The organism is Pedobacter frigoris (assembly GCF_005116445.1).
Lineage (GTDB): Bacteria > Bacteroidota > Bacteroidia > Sphingobacteriales > Sphingobacteriaceae > Pedobacter > Pedobacter frigoris.
Window position 1 is genome coordinate 70,275 of sequence record NZ_SWBQ01000003.1, and the last position, 18,225, is coordinate 88,499.

Annotated in this window: 16 protein-coding genes and 1 riboswitch; of the genes, 5 read left to right on the forward strand and 11 right to left on the reverse strand. The window is 39.3% G+C overall.

The genetic code is table 11. The features are described from left to right. Positions 1-19: 19 nt before the first annotated feature. Positions 20-3,553, reverse strand: a complete 3,534-nt coding sequence (locus FA047_RS11050; protein ID WP_136836135.1) for a chemotaxis protein CheB — start codon at positions 3,551-3,553, stop codon at positions 20-22. A 243-nt stretch (positions 3,554-3,796) separates the two neighbouring features. On the opposite strand from FA047_RS11050, the gene FA047_RS11055 reads away from it, so the two are divergent. Continuing rightward, complete coding sequence (locus FA047_RS11055) at positions 3,797-4,075, forward strand: TFIIB-type zinc ribbon-containing protein (RefSeq protein ID WP_136836136.1); 279 nt, start codon at positions 3,797-3,799, stop codon at positions 4,073-4,075. Between the two features lie 15 nt (positions 4,076-4,090). Here FA047_RS11055 and FA047_RS11060 read toward each other — a convergent pair whose 3' ends face one another. The 6 genes from FA047_RS11060 to FA047_RS11085 form a co-directional block, all read right to left on the reverse strand. Continuing rightward, entirely contained in the window at positions 4,091-4,597 is a 507-nt protein-coding gene (locus tag FA047_RS11060) for a YdeI/OmpD-associated family protein (protein WP_136836137.1), read from the reverse strand. A gap of 8 nt (positions 4,598-4,605) precedes the next feature. Next, the gene (locus FA047_RS11065) at positions 4,606-5,088 is read right to left on the reverse strand and encodes a DUF6265 family protein (RefSeq protein ID WP_136836138.1); all 483 of its coding nucleotides are present in this window, start codon (positions 5,086-5,088) and stop codon (positions 4,606-4,608) included. A gap of 63 nt (positions 5,089-5,151) precedes the next feature. Continuing rightward, positions 5,152-5,949 (reverse strand): helix-turn-helix domain-containing protein, encoded by a 798-nt coding sequence (locus tag FA047_RS11070; RefSeq protein WP_136836139.1) that lies wholly within the window; start codon positions 5,947-5,949, stop codon positions 5,152-5,154. Positions 5,950-6,268: 319 nt separating this feature from the next. Next, a complete protein-coding gene (locus FA047_RS11075; protein WP_136836140.1) occupies positions 6,269-6,910 on the reverse strand; it encodes a hypothetical protein in 642 nt (213 codons plus the stop codon). Next, complete coding sequence (locus FA047_RS11080; protein WP_136836141.1) at positions 6,885-9,719, reverse strand: TonB-dependent receptor; 2,835 nt, start codon at positions 9,717-9,719, stop codon at positions 6,885-6,887. The genes FA047_RS11075 and FA047_RS11080 overlap by 26 nt, the downstream gene beginning before the upstream one ends. 11 nt (positions 9,720-9,730) lie before the next feature. Next, complete coding sequence (locus tag FA047_RS11085) at positions 9,731-10,972, reverse strand: 6-bladed beta-propeller (protein WP_136836142.1); 1,242 nt, start codon at positions 10,970-10,972, stop codon at positions 9,731-9,733. Between the two features lie 183 nt (positions 10,973-11,155). Here FA047_RS11085 and FA047_RS11090 point away from each other — a divergent pair, with 183 nt between their 5' ends. Together FA047_RS11090 and FA047_RS11095 are read left to right on the forward strand one after the other, a co-directional pair. After that, positions 11,156-12,025, forward strand: a complete 870-nt coding sequence (locus FA047_RS11090) for a DUF808 domain-containing protein (RefSeq protein ID WP_136836143.1) — start codon at positions 11,156-11,158, stop codon at positions 12,023-12,025. Positions 12,026-12,078: 53 nt separating this feature from the next. Continuing rightward, a riboswitch (cobalamin riboswitch) is annotated at positions 12,079-12,271 on the forward strand. Positions 12,272-12,436: 165 nt separating this feature from the next. Then, positions 12,437-13,537, forward strand: coding sequence for a DUF5074 domain-containing protein (locus FA047_RS11095; RefSeq protein ID WP_136836144.1), 1,101 nt, complete (start codon positions 12,437-12,439; stop codon positions 13,535-13,537). Between the two features lie 62 nt (positions 13,538-13,599). Here FA047_RS11095 and FA047_RS11100 read toward each other — a convergent pair whose 3' ends face one another. Both FA047_RS11100 and FA047_RS11105 read right to left on the reverse strand, forming a co-directional pair. Beyond that, a complete protein-coding gene (locus FA047_RS11100) occupies positions 13,600-14,238 on the reverse strand; it encodes an NAD(P)H-binding protein (RefSeq protein WP_136836145.1) in 639 nt (212 codons plus the stop codon). Between the two features lie 84 nt (positions 14,239-14,322). Next, the gene (locus FA047_RS11105; protein WP_136836146.1) at positions 14,323-15,102 is read right to left on the reverse strand and encodes a hypothetical protein; all 780 of its coding nucleotides are present in this window, start codon (positions 15,100-15,102) and stop codon (positions 14,323-14,325) included. Between the two features lie 199 nt (positions 15,103-15,301). On the opposite strand from FA047_RS11105, the gene FA047_RS11110 reads away from it, so the two are divergent. Next, positions 15,302-15,868, forward strand: a complete 567-nt coding sequence (locus FA047_RS11110; protein ID WP_136836147.1) for an alpha/beta hydrolase family protein — start codon at positions 15,302-15,304, stop codon at positions 15,866-15,868. Positions 15,869-15,925: 57 nt separating this feature from the next. Here FA047_RS11110 and FA047_RS11115 read toward each other — a convergent pair whose 3' ends face one another. Further along, a complete protein-coding gene (locus FA047_RS11115; RefSeq protein WP_136836148.1) occupies positions 15,926-16,573 on the reverse strand; it encodes an insulinase family protein in 648 nt (215 codons plus the stop codon). 189 nt (positions 16,574-16,762) lie between these two features. On the opposite strand from FA047_RS11115, the gene FA047_RS11120 reads away from it, so the two are divergent. After that, a complete protein-coding gene (locus tag FA047_RS11120; protein ID WP_136836149.1) occupies positions 16,763-17,131 on the forward strand; it encodes a YccF domain-containing protein in 369 nt (122 codons plus the stop codon). 77 nt (positions 17,132-17,208) lie between these two features. On the opposite strand, the gene FA047_RS11125 is transcribed toward FA047_RS11120, so the two are convergent. Then, positions 17,209-18,117: a sugar phosphate isomerase/epimerase family protein gene (locus FA047_RS11125; RefSeq protein ID WP_136836150.1), complete on the reverse strand. Its 909-nt coding sequence runs from the start codon at positions 18,115-18,117 to the stop codon at positions 17,209-17,211. Positions 18,118-18,225: the final 108 nt, after the last annotated feature.

Sequence of the window (18,225 nt, forward strand, 5' to 3'; positions counted from 1 at the left end):
CACTGCAGGAAAGTTACAATCACTTTGAAATAGGCAGGCTAAAGTAAAACGCAGACCCCTTACCTAACTCACTCTCTACCCAAACTTTTCCGTTGTGCCGCTGAATGATTTCCGCAGAAAGATATAACCCAAGACCAAAACCTGAAACTGCCTGGTTATCTGCCCTTTCTATTCTGGAAAAACGATCAAACAGTGTCTTCTGATCTTCGGGCTTTATTCCAGCCCCCTCATCCTTTACGCAGATCTGAGCCATACCATCTAACTCTTGGCAAGACACTTCTATAGTTCCTCCCTTAGCAGAGTACTTTATTGCATTGCTCAAAAAGTTATTGATCACCTGTCCAATCTTATCCCTATCTGCATTAATGGTCACTGCAGCACGTTGATGCAGCAAAATGGTATGACTTGTGGTGATCGAAGTAATCTCTTCCACTATTTCATCCAGCAGAGAATCCATCTGAAAATCCTGAGGGTTCAGATAAATTTTACCTGCTCCAAAACTGGATGCGTTCAGAAAACCATTAATCAGCACATTCATCTTCTTTATCTGGATAAGTGCCTTGTAAAGGCTGTTGATATTAGGTTCATCCATCGCTTTTTTTGCACGCGCCTCCAACATCTGAACATGAGCCTGAATTAATGTAAGTGGAGTCCGAAGCTCATGGCTCACCATCGCAATGAAATCATTCTTTCTGATCTCATCCAGTTTGTGGGCTGTAATATCCAGCAAAACCCCCGTGAAATAACTCGGTTCATTTTCATGGTCATAAGAAAGATCACCAACACCTTTTACCCAGCGTAGTTTACCGTCATCTAAGCCATTCAGTGGATATTCCACATCATATTTAACCCCATTTGAGATATTGGCCTCAACCGCATCAGTTACCATGGTTTGATATTCTTTACCAATCCTTGCATTAGCGGCCTCATACGTCATCTGCTCGTGTGGAGCAAAACCAAATATATCCTTAAGCCTTTGGGATGGCACAAACTCACGGGTTTTCAGGTCTAAAGACCAGGTACCCATAGCTGCCGAATCGATGGCAATGCCCAACATTTTATTGCTGATATTGAGTTCGCGCTGTATTTTTTTTAATTCGGTAATGTCATTGAAGGTAATGATGGCCCCTGTATTTTTATTGTCTGACTGCTGCACGTAGGGCATCGTCATGATCTGGTACCATTTACCATTATTGGTTTCAATCTCTTTGGTAATTACACACCCTTCTTCCAGTACCTTTTTGACATCGTCGATAATGGTTTCAAACTTGATATTGGTAGAAATGTTGCTGAGCGGCCGGCCAATATCAGTTTCCAGCAGGTTGATTTGCTTGACAGTACCGGGCGAAAATTTCATAAGTCGCATTTCGTTATCGATAAATAACTGCCCGTTTATGTTACTCCTGAAATAGTTGTTCAGATCGTCGTTGATTTCAAGCAATTCCTTGTTCTTCAACTGGTAATCCGAATTTATCGTATGAAGTTCTTCATTTACAGATTGCATCTCCTCATTGGTACTTTGCATCTCTTCATTGGCGGAGATCAGTTCCTCATTAAAGGACTGCAGATTTTCATTGGATGCGTCCAGTTTTTCATCGGCAGCATGCAGCCTATTTTTGAGTTCCTTCAACTCCTCTTCCAAATTGACAATGTATTGGTCGAGATATATCTTCTCGTCAAATAAGGTATCGCTGTTCAATGAAATATTCGATTTATCTTCACTAAATGTTACTAACAGCAGATTACCTTGACCTTTTGACATAAAAGGGCTTACGGTAAGCCGTACCTTAACGATCTGTTCCCCTTGTTTGATTTTGATTCCGCTTAGGGCTACGGGTTCATTTTCCTGAATGGCTTTTTTGCTTAAAGTACTGAATGCAACTGCCAGTGACTTTGGTAACAATTCGGGCAGGTATGAACTGAAATGTTTGTGAAGCAGGTACTTGGTTGTATCACCGTATGATTTGATTACCTGATGATTAGAGTCAATACAAACCGCCAGATAGTCTATTGTTTCAGCCAGCGTATCCTGTACGGCTTCGGCAAATGTATGCTTTATGTTTGCAGTTGTATTTTCCTGCGCAAAGTGGGCTGGTTTTAATTTAGCGTCTAAATAATGCGGCATTGCAAACGCATCGAAACTTACGGCCCGTTTTGCTTCCAGATTTCTGTATATCTTCCACTTTTTATGGATGACCTCCAGGTTTTTTATGATCGGCATTGGGTTTTCGCTGGAACCCAAAAACAGGTAGCCATGTTTTTTTAGCCCGAAAAGCATCATGGCAAATATTTTCTTTTGCAAAACCGGAGTCATGTAGATCAACAGGTTGCGACAGCTAATCAGCTGCATGTTGCAGTAAGGCGGATTCTTCACAAGATCATGCTGTGCAAAGATCAGCATCTTACGTATCTGTGGTGTTATCCGGTAATTATGCCCTTCCTTTTTGAAATATTTTTCGAGCAGTTCTGCAGGGATATCTTTCGAAATACTCTTGTTATAAATACCCTTACCCGCATGAGCCAGGACAGCCGCGTCAATATCAGTAGCAAAGATCTTCACTACTGTATCTGCCCATCGCCCCTTTAATAGTTCTGCTATTAATATCGCTATGGAATAAGCTTCTTCACCTGTTGCACATCCCGCAACCCAGATTTTTAGTTCTTCATCCGGGGCAAGTTTCTCAAGAATACCGGGTAATACTTCATCTTTTATCACCTCAAATGCTTCCTTGTCGCGGAAGAATGAGGTGACGCTGATCAGGAATTCTTTGGTTAGGGTATCAACTTCTTTTGGATTGGTCTTTAAAAAACTGAGGTAATCACCAAGTGTGGTAAAGTTGCAGTAAGACGCCCTTCTTCTGGTCCTTCTTAAAATTGTAGGCAATTTATAGTCTGTGAAATCAAGTGGAGAGTTCTCTCTGATCAGTTCTATAATGGAAGTGACTGTCTCATTATCTGCATGATCAGCAGTCAAATTCTCCTCGTCCTTTACATAATCTTCAATTGCATCGGGCATATCTTTTGGTTCCATGATAAAATCGACCAGCCCCGTTGCAATCGCATGAGATGGCATGCTGCCAAACTCCGAAGTTTCAGGATCACGGGCCATCACCATACCTCCTACCCCTTTTATTGCCTTTATACCTTCTGTACCATCTGACCCAAGTCCGGAGAACACAACACCGATTGCCTTTTTACCATAGTCTTGCGCTAAGGAATCAAAGAAGGTATTGATGGTTAAGTGCGGGCCTTTGATTTTATTTTTATCTGTCAGGTATAACTTATTGTGCGCTATGGTCATGAACTTATCGCTTGGAATAAGGTAGACCTGGTTACATTGTACCTCCATCCCATCTTCGGCCTGCTCCACCAGTAGCTTACTATGTTTTGCCAGTAATTCTACCATCCTGCTTTTAAAATCAGCGGATAGATGCTGGATAATCACGTAAGATACACCGTCTAAAGGCGTATGGTCAAAAAAAGAATTGATCTCTTCCATACCACCCGCAGACGCGCCGATTGCTATGATGTGGTGTGGTTTGATGACTGCCATATATTATAAAATAAAAGGTGATAAAGTTCAAACAACAGTAATGTCAGTGGGGGATGGTAAAAGGAGAATTGAACAACGGGTATTTTATAAAGATAGCCATAATAAAACCAACAATGCGTCAGTTTTATTTTCATAGCGTTATCAAGTCAGTAATTTGTCCCCGCAGAAAAGTTACAATCACATTAAAACATCATTCTTCTGAAAACGTTATATCTCAAAACAAAAACATTAAAAGTATAAAGTATGAAATGTCCAAGTTGTAACGAAACCCTATTGATGAGCGATAAAAACGGAATTGAAATTGACTATTGCCCAAATTGCCGTGGCATTTGGTTAGACCGGGGAGAGCTGGATAAGATTATTGAAAGATCAGCAACACATTATTCAAGCAAAGACAATTACGGGAAAGATCAGGAGCGTTATTCACAAAGTGATCAGGAGTATCAGCAACGCAATCATGAATATCAAAAGCCATATCACAAGAAAAAAGGGTCATTCCTGGGAGATATATTTGACTTTTAACAACTTTTCGCAATCTTACTTTGAATTGCCTGTGGTATAATCACGCCCAACGAACCTGCCTTTGCCTAATAGAAAGTCAATAGCCTTTTGCACATTCTTTTGAATACTTTCTTCAGTCTTCAAATTACTAATATACCTGACGATTTCATGTCTCAATGATGGTGTCAGTCCATCAAATACAGCCTTTGCTTCTTTATTTTCGGACAATGCTTTTAACAATTCGGGATGAGCTTCAATTTTTCTTTCAATAGGATCAAAAGCAACTGTAACCGTTATGGTTTCCCCTATCCTCTTTGGAGAATGTTCCAGCATGATGGTGTTGATGTATAAGCGCCAGGCTCCACTGTACCTCACCAGGGTCTGCTTGTAAAGTCTACCATTAACTGTTCCTTTAATTGGAATTGGACTTTTACTTCTGCCAGCCTGCTTGAATACCTCATTTAAAATATCTTCCGGCACATCAACAAATGGGTTGATACCGATAATCTGTATTTCTGCTTTGAACACATTTTTGACAGGCATGGAACTTTCTATTTTTCTTTAAATATAGAAAATTCATAGTCCACGCTATGCCCATTTCCAGATATTACTGCCTTTACATTTTTCCCATTTCTGGTATAGGCGATCTTTTTCGGAAAGTCATGCTCAGGGTTTTCACAGACAAACGCATCTTTGCTAATAGAGGTCAATTTAAAAGCTACAAGTTTCGAATCTCCTGTCAACCTAACCTTATAAAAAATCTGGTTGTCCTGAACACTCAACTCAAGTTGTTCTTCAAAAACAGTTTTCTTACCTTCGAGCGTAATCCCCTTTCCAATCAGTTTGATGCCGGAAACCTTCTCCCAATTTTCATAACCCGACTGTCCGGCTTTAGGGTTGGTACGCTGCCATTTACCAATCAGCCATTCCAGCTTTTTGAATTGTTGAGCGGTACTTTCTTGCGCCGATGCAATACGGCCAATGCTCATAAGAAGCGTAAAAAGGATAATGAACTTGGTCTGCTGTGTTTTCATGGTCTTTTTCTTTCAAAAATATAATTAAGTTGAAATGATGTATTGTACAAAACCGACAAGCAATTACTTCCTCAAAAAGAAATTGGCCATATTGATCTCTTCAAAAAAATAGTCCGATGGATCTTCCCCGGTAAAAGCCTTGAAATTCCGTATAAAATGAGACTGATCGTAATAACCGGATTGATAAACAATATCAGCCCAATTGTGATCTTCTTTCTGAATGAGCTGAAAAATGTAGTTGAACCGAATGATCCGCGCGTAATATTTTGGCGAAATACCAACGTATTTTTTAAAAAGCCGTTGCATTTGTCGTTCAGTCATTTTACCGGCTTCGCACAGTGCGCTAATGGTCGCCATGCCATTGGAATCAAAGATGAGTTTAAGTACTTCCTCTAATGGATTTTCTGTAGCAGACTGACTAAGCATCAGGAAATGCTCGTCGAGCCGCTGTTTAAGCAGATGTTCATTTTCAAATGGAAGAAACTTAAATTTCAATGCAGCGAGTTCAGGATGAGAAAAAGTGTCCAGATCAACGATCTGATCTATATAAAGCTGCATATTGAGGCCAAAGAGCTGAGTCAGCGCGGCAGGTTTTAATTTGATGGCAAAGGATGCGGTATCAGCCGTATTTTCCAGATAGAAGTGCCGACTGATCTGTCCGGCCAATAAGTTCGGTGTCTGTGTATACCATAGGCCTTTTATATTTGCCCGATAAACACTGCCGTAATTGAATATAAGCTCTGTAAATCCATCGGGTATGATTTTCTCCACCCTGGAAAACGGGTCGTCGCTCTCCATCATCCAATAACATTCGATGAGATGTTCAAGCCCGGGACGTGGTACCATTCTACTGAATTTCATTGGGAGAAAATAAAAACAAATATAATTTATTAACGACTATTCTATAACTTAGAAACAAATCCCACGCTCATGCATAAAAAACTGCTTCTGGAAAATATTCCAGCCGGGCCAAAAGCGATGGTTTTCTTACTGCCATGAATTTGGAATATTCTGTAACGCAGAAACCAGCGACAAAAACGGTTATGATATATTGCAGGTTCAGGCACCGGATTTTGAAAGCTTTAGAGCCAACTTATTAAAGAAACATGGAGTCGAATTGGTGAAAACAAGGCAGAAATTGACTTTTCTGATCATTGAGTAAATGTTTAATGTTTTTCACTTATTCACTCGGGATACTCATGGCTGCAAAGTTCTGCAGATATTCAGGAGAAAATGTTGAGAAATGTTCTTTTGCTTTAGCGACAAAGTTTTCTACAACGAGGTCTTGAACTAACTTTTTTGCCTCTTTATGAGAATAAAAGCCATTTAAGGCTACGCTGCCACTTACAGTAAATTGTCCTGATAATTTCATGGTAAACGAGCTTGTTAAATCAGATCCGGAAGTGGTTTCCACTTTACGGTTAATCTTTATCGAGCCTGTTGCTGAAAAATCAGCTGATTTACGCAAAGGCATCCATAGTGAACCTACTTCATAAGAGTCAATAGTTAGTACGATGGGCAAAAGTTTATTAATATCCTTATACAAAGTATCTTCATCCAACAAAACTACTAATGATAGATCAGCAGGTTTATATTTCGACTTTACTTCCTTTACTTCGCCAATTGTCATAGAGGTGCTTTCATCAGACCAACTTGAATTTGATACAGAATTAATTACGGAGTCTTTATCCGAGGAACTGAAAATTCTTACTGTTATAAGTATTGTCAAAATAAGCAGTAATCCAAGGACTATAAAGAGTATTTTCTTACGAGGCGTCATGTTATTATTTAAAGTATTATTTCTTCGGGGCATCTTTTCCAAACTTACGTGGGTAATAAGAGAAAGTGGTCATAAAATATTGCTGCAGAACTTTTTGAGTTCCTGTTGTCACACTGTTTTGGACAGTGTAGTTGATGATGTTGTTATTCTGTCTTAAAATATCTAAGGCCGCAAACTTAAATTCAGCATTGTTTCCTTTTAAGAAACGGTAAGCAACATGCGCATTCCAGATTTTAAAATTAATCGCCTCATTCTTACTCGCTTTATTGCTGTTAAAACTAATGTTGCTATTGAGGGAAAGCTTCTTTGTCACATTGTACCGGGTACTCACAGTACTGGTCCATGTTTTAGTATCATATTCGGTATTGAATGCAGCCTGTTTAGATTGCGAGTAGCTAAATGACTGCGTACCCTCCAGTGCCCATTTATCCAGGTAAGTGTAGTTTATCGACAGGCGATTGCTACTATTCAAACTGTTGGAGTATAAAAATACACTGTTGAAATATCCTGGATTTTTACCGGCACTAAACGTTGAATAGGCTGTCAACTGAAGCTCACTGGTTTTTAATTTATAAGCTTTTCTAATGTTCAGGTTGCCACTGTAGTTTTTAGTACCATCGCCGTTCACCAGGTAATTCACACGTCTGTTCTGCTCATCTATGAATAAACTATCCATCACGCTATTGTCTGAAGTTGAATACGCTCCGCTAAGGTTGATATTTACGTTGTTTTTGTTCTTTTGAGTGTTATGACTGAAATTAAAACGAAGACTTCTGGAAGTCGCCTCTTTCAGATTTAGATTACCATAACTGATGGAGTATATATTTGAATCATCTATGATAGGAGCCAATTGCTGTAAGCTAGGTATGTAAATATCTGTATTATAAGAAATTGAAATCGATCTGGAGAATTCACCATATTGGTTATTATTGTGACTTATAGAGGCACTTGGGATAAAGTTGGCATAATTTCTTTTGATATTCTGAAAAGATCTGTCGGATTTATTGTCCTGATAGGTCAAACGATTGGCCAGCGAGGCGCGGAATGATAGACTTTTATTAAATCTGTTACTTAAACTTTTGTTAAAGCTTTTAGATAAGTTTAGTCCAAAGCTGTCGTCAATCTGATTTATCTGGTTAAAATTAGTAAGGGAATCGTTGGGCTGATAGCTATTAGTGCCTACAATCAGATCTTCAACCTTGCTATTGGTTTTATTGGTAGAATTAGAGAAATTATTGAAAGCGTCGACATTCACAATTCTAGAGGCATTATAACCGAAGAGCCACGACATCAGGCCTGGTAATTCAAAATCAATCTTCTGATTTAGATTATCATTTTGAGTGACGTACTTTCTATTAAAGTCCCGGTTTTGAGTGGCATCTATTTCAGATCTGAATTTGGTAACGTTGTATCTTTCCGAGTTGTTGTCCTGTACACCCAGGGAGTAATTGATAGTCATACCTGGAAACGTACGTTTGTTTGAGTATGTTACTTGCGGACGGAAATTATACCGGGCAACGATATTGAATCTTTTATTGTCAAGCTCCCCGTTGCTGCTGCTAATATTGGTACTGGTCAGCTTATTTTCATTGTTAAAGGTACTCTGCTCGGAGGTACTGCTGTTGTCGCCCTTATTAAAATTAAAAGATGGGGTGAAAGATAATTGAGAACCTTTCGTGCTTAAACTATAAGTCGCGTCAAAAGCGTGATTGTCATTATTTGACTCGCTTTTACTGATACTTCTATCGAACAGCTTGTCATTTGTGTTTCGGGTGACGATTGTTTCACGGTCATCCAGGTTATCATAAAACTTCCGCTGTTCAAAATAATTGGCAGTCAGCGCATTTCTGTTGTTATAATCTGGTTTGGCTATAAAATTATAGGTTAGGTTCACCCCTCCGGTAAAGGTTTTGTTGATACCAGTTTGTCTAAAATCAGGTTGGTATTCTACATCTGTGCCTACACCTTTAAAGGTACTGTTGGCCGTAAGTGCTCCTACGCTATTGGCTATTTTATTGACATTATTACTTGCACCGATAATGGCGGCTTGCACCTTTGGCGAAAACATGTTGATACTGGCATCTCCTTCAAACCTGCGATCGGTACCCATCCCTCCGCCAACCTTACCAAAATAGCCGACGTCCTTTCCCTTTTTCAGTTTTAAGTTCATCTCTAATGTACTATCCAGAGGATTACTTCTGTCCTTTATGGTATTGTAAACCTGCACCTTCTCCAGGGCGTTCTTAGAAATGTTTTGCGTAGCCGTTTTAAAATCTCCACCAAAGAAAGGCTTTCCGTTTACTAATATGCTTTTTACTTCTCTGCCATTTACAGTGATTTGTCCGTCGCCCCATAGGGTAATGTTCGGGATTTTCCTTAAGAGATCTTCTACCACTGCATTACTGTCCAGCTTAAAAGCCGCTGCGTTGAACTCCAGTGTGTCGCCATTCATACTGATCGGCGGGATCTTAATTTGCACTTCTTTCAGGGAAATATCTTTAGTCGCTATGATCAATGTTTTTAAATCCAGCGGGGCTTTAGCATCGGTGATGATGAAGTTCTTTCTGAACAGATGGTAACCCAGGTGACTAACCTCAATATACATCTTGGAATTTAAAGGCAGTTTGCTGAATGAAAACTCACCATAGTTATTACTAAGTTGGTAACTAAGCAAAGTACTATCTGCCTTAAAAAGTGAAACAGTGGCTGATTTCAAATGATAGTTGTGTGTGGTATCTCTCAAAACTCCTTTTACTGAGCCTAAATTATTTGGTGTTGTTTGCTGAGCAAAGGATTCATTAAAGCATCCTAAGATCATGATCATCAGGAGTGCAGATAAGGTATTACGCATGGAGAGACTATTTAGCTTTTTTTAGGTTTTAATTTGATGATGACAGGATTGCTTTTTTTATTGGAGGTCTTGAAGTAGTTCTCCAACAAGGCAGGATAAGTGGCTTTTTTTCCTGCGCTTTGTTCCTTGAAAGCAAACATAGACAGAGAAGAGTAGCTTGTGTATAAGTATCCGTTTTCATAGAGATGAAACCCCCTGCCTGCAAACTCATAGCCCGATCCGCCGTCATTAACAGGGAGAAAGTAAGAGAGACTATCTGGTTCTAAATCTTGCAGAGAAGTGAGCTCAGTGGTCTTCACGTTATAGGAGAATATTCTTTTTGTGGTACTCGACCATTGGTAGTTGTCTAATTTGAAATGTAGATTGTTTCCTACTGACAGTACACCACCTATGTTATATATCAGAGATTTGTTGTTACGAAAGTATTCCAATTGATCTTTTCTAAAGGTGGGATCTTTGAAGAAATCTTTCGGCAATGAAATTGACGCTGGTAAAATGATGCGGTATGCAAAGGAAATTTTCTCAGGGGTGATTTTGAAAAAATCGTAAGAGTTATTGTTGGAGTATAGATACTCATTCGGCTCACTGCTTTTATAAACCCGTTCTCCGCCACCATATCGCTCCTGAAGTTTAAAAGGGAAATACCCTACGCTATCCTTGTTGTTTTTGACAAAAACCATTTGATATCTTATCGTGTCCTTTCCATTTATCTTCTGAAAGTACCTGTCTATGGATGTCTTGCCATCGCTAAAGCGAAAGGGACTGATGTATTTATCCTCCTGTGAAAGTACCCGTTTCACGGGCTTTCCATCCAGATCAAAGTAATGTGTATATTTTGGGGTAAAGATTTTTATGAGATTGCGGTTATCCTCCTTTACAATATTAAAGCCCCAAAATGAACCACTTTCTTTATTGTCTCCTTCATCTTGCTGCATTTTGCTCGCATTGATTTTGGCTTTATACTTACCCTGATCAGTAAAAACGAACACTGCTTTGGTGTCATAATCGAAAAAGACGTATTTGTCTTCTACTATCCTAAGCCCACCAACACTACCAAATAGGGACTCTTTGGTAGTTTCAAGTGGAATAAACTCTACTTCTTCGAATAATTGAGATACACTCGCCCCGCGGGCATTTTGTGGATCAATGCGTAAAGTCTGTACAGAGGAACTGTCAATTTTAATCTCTTGAGCTGTTGTGGTGAAGAATACTGATGCCAGCAGGCAAGTAATAAAAGAGGATTTGAGGCGCATTTTAATAATCTAAATATTTATCTCGAAAGTAAGGAAAAGATTTTTCAGTTGCAGATTTCACACAAACGTTTGCGTAGTGCTTAGTGAGAATCCGTAAAAATCCATAATGGCCAAATTATTACATTTTTTTCTTTTAATATATGGTTTTAAAGGATATTTTGCAGCCTTATTAATAAGATAGATATGGCTTCAGGTTTTTTTGCGATTTTAGATGATATAGCAGCTTTAATGGATGATGTGGCAGTAACTGCTAAAATTGCCACGAGAAAAACTGCTGGTATTTTGGGTGATGATCTGGCTGTAAATGCGGAAAAAGCAACTGGCTTCCTGTCTTCCAGGGAATTACCTGTTCTCTGGGCGATCACAAAAGGATCATTTATCAATAAGATCATCATCGTACCCATCGCTTTGCTGCTGAACGCTTTTTTTCCGGTTGCCATTAAAGTTATTCTGGTTTTGGGTGGATTCTATCTGGCTTATGAGGGTGTTGAAAAGATCGTCGAGTACTTCTTTCACCGCAAAAAGGAAGGTCACGAAGTAGTTGCGGAGATCAAGCAGGATGGAAATGAAGTTGAAAAAGCAAAAATTAAATCTGCTGTAACGACAGATTTCATTCTCTCGGTAGAAATCGTCATCATTGCCCTTGGAACCGTGCTGACGGAAAGCCTGACCTTACAAATTCTGACAGTATCTGTAGTGGCACTATTGGCTACAGTTGGTGTTTACGGCATTGTGGCCCTGATTGTCAGAATGGACGATACTGGCTACAAACTGATCAAAAGATCCGGCGACAAAGGTGCATTCGCAAGTTTGGGGCATTTACTTGTTAAATCCCTGCCTGTCATCATTCGGATCCTCGCTGTTGTGGGTACAATCGCGTTAATATTAGTTGCGGGAGGTATTTTCGTACACAATATTGAATTTTTCCACCACTTGTTACCGAGCCTGCCAGCGATAATAAAAGAGTTCATTTTTGGACTTGCCGCAGGTCTGGCGGCTGTAGCGCTGGCTACCGCTATTAAAGCAATTTTCGGCTTAAAAAGCACTCATTAAAGATATTGACTTAATACATTTAGACAATACTGCAAATCATATCAATATTTTTTTAGCTTTGCATCGCTTTTGGTTCCTGGATTGTGTTAATCCTGGATTAAAAGGGAATACGGTGAGAATCCGTGACTGTCCCGCAACTGTAAGCGCCTAAACGGTTTTCAAATCTGGCCACTGTTCCAATTAAACGAATGGGAAGGCAGAAAATCGGGCGTAAGTCAGGAGACCTGCCTTCAGCATTATGATTTCATAGCTTTCGGGGATTGAAGCTGGGATGAGATGTACGATTTATGTGTTACACTATTTTTGTGTCCGTTTTCTCTCTTTTTATTGTGATGTATTCATCGCAGGGCTATCCTTTTGCCTCTTCCCCGACGACTCAAACAATGTCAATCCATAAATTAATATATCATAATGAAACACGTAAACATTAAGCAATTTTTATTCGCAGCATTGCTAACTACAGGCCTATATGCTTGTAAAAAGGACAATACTGATCCAATTCCCACTGATCCGGTATCAGGAAAATACGAAAATGGATTTTTTATCATCGCTGAAGGCGCTATTGGTCAAAACGCTGGTACAATTAACTTCTACAGATATGGGGAAGACACGGTAAGTGTTAGAGCTTATGAAAAGGAAAATCCGGGAAAAATACTATCGAATACATCTAAAACCAGCACGTTACAGTTTGCATCTGTCATCAATGGCAGTATTTATCTGATGAGTGAAATGAATGGACCACTGGTAAAAGTAAATGCAAAAACACTTAAAGAAGAAGCCAGATACGTACAGGAAGCCAGCAATTGGAGAAGTCTGATACAGGTAGATGGAAATCGCGGACTAGTAAGTACCAATGATGGCGTATACCAGGTCGATTTGAGCACACTTGCTATTCAAAATAAACTGACAACAGCAGGCGCATTGAATACCGGAGATATGTGGAAAAAGGGAAATCACATATTCCTTTTACAAAGCAATGGGACTAAAATTGTTTCGGCTGGTAATTATTCCTTCCTAAAAAGCTTTTCAAACATCAACCGCGGATTCGCGCAAACACCTAATGGCAAAGTTTGGGCATCTACAGGCACACGCTTAATTGCGATAGACGACAACCTGGATACTGCCGGTGTACAATTAAAAGTAAGCATCGGATCTTTTGGTTTAGATGCTCCGACTAGGATTACGGCCTCCACTAAAGAAAACGCGGTATTTTATCACTCCGGAAAAGCAATCTATAAGTACATAGACGGTAATGCTTCATCGCTGGCAGAACCTTTTATCAATATCGATGAGAATCCTTTTATGGTATATGGCGCAATACGTTATGATAAAAACAAGGACTACATCGTGGTCAACGGTATACAGGGCTACGGAGCTGCTTCGACAGCAAATTTTCTGTTGATCTACAATGCTTCAAACGGTACGTTGGTAAAGAAAATTAAATACGGCGGTGATGGGATCACAACTGATTTTACGAAAATATACTTCCCGAACGTGACTGTATTTCATTAATGGCTTTCTTCGTCATCCTGAACCAGAATAGCTTTTACATGTTCGGGGTGACGATTATTGCTTTAAAAAGAGAATATCTTATCCTTCTCTACATAAGTAACCCCATCAGGTTGTGATTTTGGTGCTTTGGCTAGTTTCTGGGCCAGTATTTTGGTGGGCAAAGGCCGGTGTTGTCTAAACATTCCCAGTCTATTAAAGAATCCCAGAACATTTAAGGCCACCTTTTCCCCCAGCCTGTCGGTGTCGGGGCGTTCTAGTAGTCCTGGTCTGAATACAATGCATTTTTTGAAATCCAATTCCAGAATCCTGTCTTCCAGCTCCCCCTTCATTTTGGAATAGAATATTTTACTTTTGGCCGAGGCTCCCAATGCGGAAACAAGCACAAAACTCGAAACGTTATTTTGCCTGGCTAATGCAGCAAATTTAGCAGGGATATCAAAATCGATCTTCCACTGGTTTTCTTTGGATCCTGCTGCTTTTAAGGTAGTACCTAAACAAGAGAAAAAAACGTCCCCTGTAATTAACCCTGCATAGACATCTGGTTTGGAGAAATCAACGACATGCTCAATAAGCTTACTATGCACCTTACCTGTAGGTTTTCTTACGAAAATGGTAACAGCTTCATAGTCACTATCCCATAAAAGTTCATCAACCAGGTCTCTTCCGGTTGCGCCTGTCGCTCCTATTATCAATGCCTTCATTATCGTCCTGGATTTGTGTGTTCTAATATAAATAATATTAAAGACTTGCCGTAAATAAGCAAGTCTTTAATAATTCAGAATAGCCTATCTGTTATAGGCATCGACAGCCATTTCCAACTTACGGTAACCGGATCTGTCTACAGCATATCCTCCTGCCGCCAAACCTGCTCCGAGTCCGAGGAATAGAAAGCTTGAGGCGAAATTAGGAGTACTCATACTGGAAAAGCCTTGCTGGTGACCAAAGGAATTACCGTCTGACAATCTTGCATTGTTACTTCCTTTAACGACAAAAGAAACGAGGCCCGCCACAATAGATGCTCCTGCGGCTACATACATCGTTTTACTGGCATTCATATTTTTACGGTAGCCTTCCAGTAAATTCATGCTTACCGGGTTGTCGGCCATATCATGCTTCAAATTATTGTAATTAACTTTTTTCAAGTCTGTATATCCTTTGTTATAATACATCCTGGGATCCACAGATTGGCGAACTGGTGGACCATACCTATGTCTGCCATACCCGTAACCTCTATCGTACAAAAAGGCATCACGTGCTATTTCCTGAAAGAGATTGATTTTTCCCTGTACAATTCGTTCGGAAAATGATCCTTCTCCAATGATGGTCTGCCTCCGCGTATTCGCAAAGAAGCCATTTTCATTATTAAAGAACTTGACCTGTTCCTGTGGAATACGCCTGGAATCAGCTCTAAGCTGCCAGGAATTGTAAAAGTCGGGTCTCAACTTTATGCTGTTCGCATAAACTACAGAATCTGAATAGAAATACAGAAAGTTTTTGGATTCGTCCACCTGGGCACGAGCGTTGAGGCCATAGCAAGCCATAACGACAATGATTAGTTTTTTCATATCGGTTTCATTTTTGTGTGTAATCAATACTACAAAAATTGATACCAAAAAGTCATTTGTAAACAACAAAATACATTCTAACTTTTATACTTTTACATACGTGAAGAAAATCTACTTTATAAGCGGTTTAGGGGCTGACGGCAGGGTTTTCAGGAAGTTGAAATTTCCGGCAGAATAAGAGCTCGTACATCTTGACTGGATCCCTCCGCTAGAGAAGGAATCTTTAGCTGATTACGCAGTGAGACTTGGTAACAGCATCGATCGTACCCAACCTTTTTATTTGATCGGTCTTTCACTAGGTGGCATGATTGCCACAGAAATTACCAGGAAATTAAATCCTCTTCATACTTTCCTTATTTCCTCTGCCCCCACCTATCTTCAGCTTCCCTGGTATTTCAGACTTGCAGGTAATTTAAGATTGCAAAACATACTTACAACAGGTCTCATCAAACAATCAAAATTTTTACCAGCGGGATTACTTGGCGGGAAAACTTCCGAAGAAAAGACACTGTTAAAAACGTTGATCCGAGAAACTGATCCTAGATTCATGAAATGGGCTATAACAGCCATTTTAGAATGGAGAAATATGGAGAAGCCAATGAATTTGACCCAACTGCACGGTACTGCAGACAGGACAATTCCGATCCGTTATACCAGTCCTGACGTTATTATAAAAGGCGGAGGACATTTTATGGTATATGCGAATGCAGCTAAAGTGACCGAACTCATCAATGAAATCCTAAAGCAGGACGAACCAGGTAAATAAAAAAAGTGCCCAAGACTAATCTCAGACACCCTCTATTGTATTTTTGATGGCCTCGTTCTACAAGTTTGAAACCAGGTAGCTTTTCGATTGGTTATCAATCGCTTTAAAATCTACAAATGATTTCTTTGCATAAGATTTAGCTACAGATGGTGTGATGTTCCCTGCGATAGTCAAAACTGTTGTTGATGGATTGGCAACCTCACTATAATAAGCCTTTACATCAGACAGGCTTAAATTCGCTACCGATATTTTGTTTACATTGTCTGGGAAATATTTGTCATTTGCAATAAGATGTGCAGTCACAGCCGACTTGGCCTTGTTTAGCGCTACTTCGGTAAATTCAGGTGCGGCAATATAAGCAGACAGAACAGCAAATACATTTTCAAAATCTTTTGAAGCCACAGCCAAGTTCACACCTTTATTACTGTAACTTAAACCAGTATCTAAAGCTGACAATTGTTGGTTAAGCATCATATTCATCACTTCTTGTACTGCTGCCTTATCTGCCGAATATTCATTTTCGAAACTCAAATTGGCAAATACTTTTTCGGTAGACTGATTTTCAGCCACAATCACATTGATGCCATTTTTAAGGTTAAAATTTACCGGGTTTTTTAAAGCTGATGATTGTGCAAATCCAAATTTAGCAGTTACGATGAGAGCTCCGACGATTAAAAATGTTTTTAATGTTTTTAATGTTTTCATAGTAGGGTTATTGTTTTTATTTAAAGTTTCTTTTATGATTAATTGATGGCTCAAAATTAGAGTGCTTTTTACCAGCCTGAAATACTGAAAAGGCAGAAAGGCAATCTCACGCGACGAAACTGGTAAATCAACCTTTGAAATTATTCGCGTAACTAATGCTTTTATTTGTGCTCTAAAAGAAAAACAATTATGAATTTTATAGGCAATCTCATCTGGATCATATTTGGTGGAATATTCATTTTCTTTGAATACATATTTGGAGGGATCATCCTCTGTCTCACCATTGTTGGAATACCTTTCGGAATTCAATGCTTCAAGTTTGCAATAGTAGGACTAGCTCCTTTCGGAGTGAAAATCTCTGATACATCTTCTAATACAGGCTGTCTTTCTACGATAATGAATATCATATGGCTGGTTTTCGGTGGTTTCTGGATTGCCCTCACCCATTTATTTTTTGGTCTGTTGTTCTGTATCACCATTATCGGTATTCCATTTGGCCGACAGCATTTTAAGCTGATGAACCTGGCCTTCACGCCTTTTGGGAAGTCAATTAGTTAGGGTGTGGTTGTAGCTCTTCATTGTAAACAACAAAGCCCCGGAAATTCCGGGGCTTTGTTGTTTACACTATTGATATTTTATTTGCTATTGGATACAAAGTTTCTGAAATTAACGACACTTTGAGCTACGTCCTTACTATTCGTTTGCCAGTTATATTCATATTCCGCAGAGATAGCTCCTTTGAAGTTTTGTCTTTTCAATTCAGCGATTACACCAGGTATATCGCATACACCCTCTCCCCAATGCACATCATGTCCGCCTTTTCCTTTAACATGGAGGTCCTTCATATGCGAATGCAAAACATGACCTTCCAATTTTTTAAGACACTCAACCGGATTAAGTCCTGAACGAGACCAGTGACCTATATCAGCACATGCTCCAATGCGCTTGCTTTGACCTTTGATAGCATTCAGCACCACATCAGGATTCCAATAATGAGACGGATCAGGATGATTGTGAATAGCTACATTGATCTGATACTGGTCGGCTAGTTTAGACAGCAAAGGAATATCTTTTTCGTTAGGTTCTGAAGTGATGGTCTGAATACCCATGAATTTACAGAATTCAAATAACTTGTTCCATCCAGCTTCACTATTTGCTCCAGTAACACCAAAAGCAACAACCTTTACGTTCTTAGCTTTCAGCATTTCCAAAACAGCTTTTCTTTTGGCGACATCCATATCAGGAGTCATTGTTCCTTCAATACCTCCACCAATTTTCTGGCCGGGGAATGCTTCTACATATCTTAAATTACAGCTATCGATCTTGCTTATGGCTTGTGCAAACGAATAAAGTCTAAAGGTATATGCCTGCGAACCCAGTTTCCAGCCAAGCTTAGTCTCAGGAGTTCTAGCATCAGATGAACCAGCACCTGAATTCAAACTTTTACAGTTGCTCAATAAAAATAACAGGCACAACCCTGATATGATTTTAGCAGTGGGGTTTACATGTTTAGATAAAATAGTTGTTTGTTTTTTAAAGTTCATTTTGTGTGTGAATTTTGATTATGACACCAAGATAAAACTTAATTGTTCGAATAGTCTAAAATAGTTGACAATAATTTATCTAGTTATCCAATATTTTATAAATTTAGA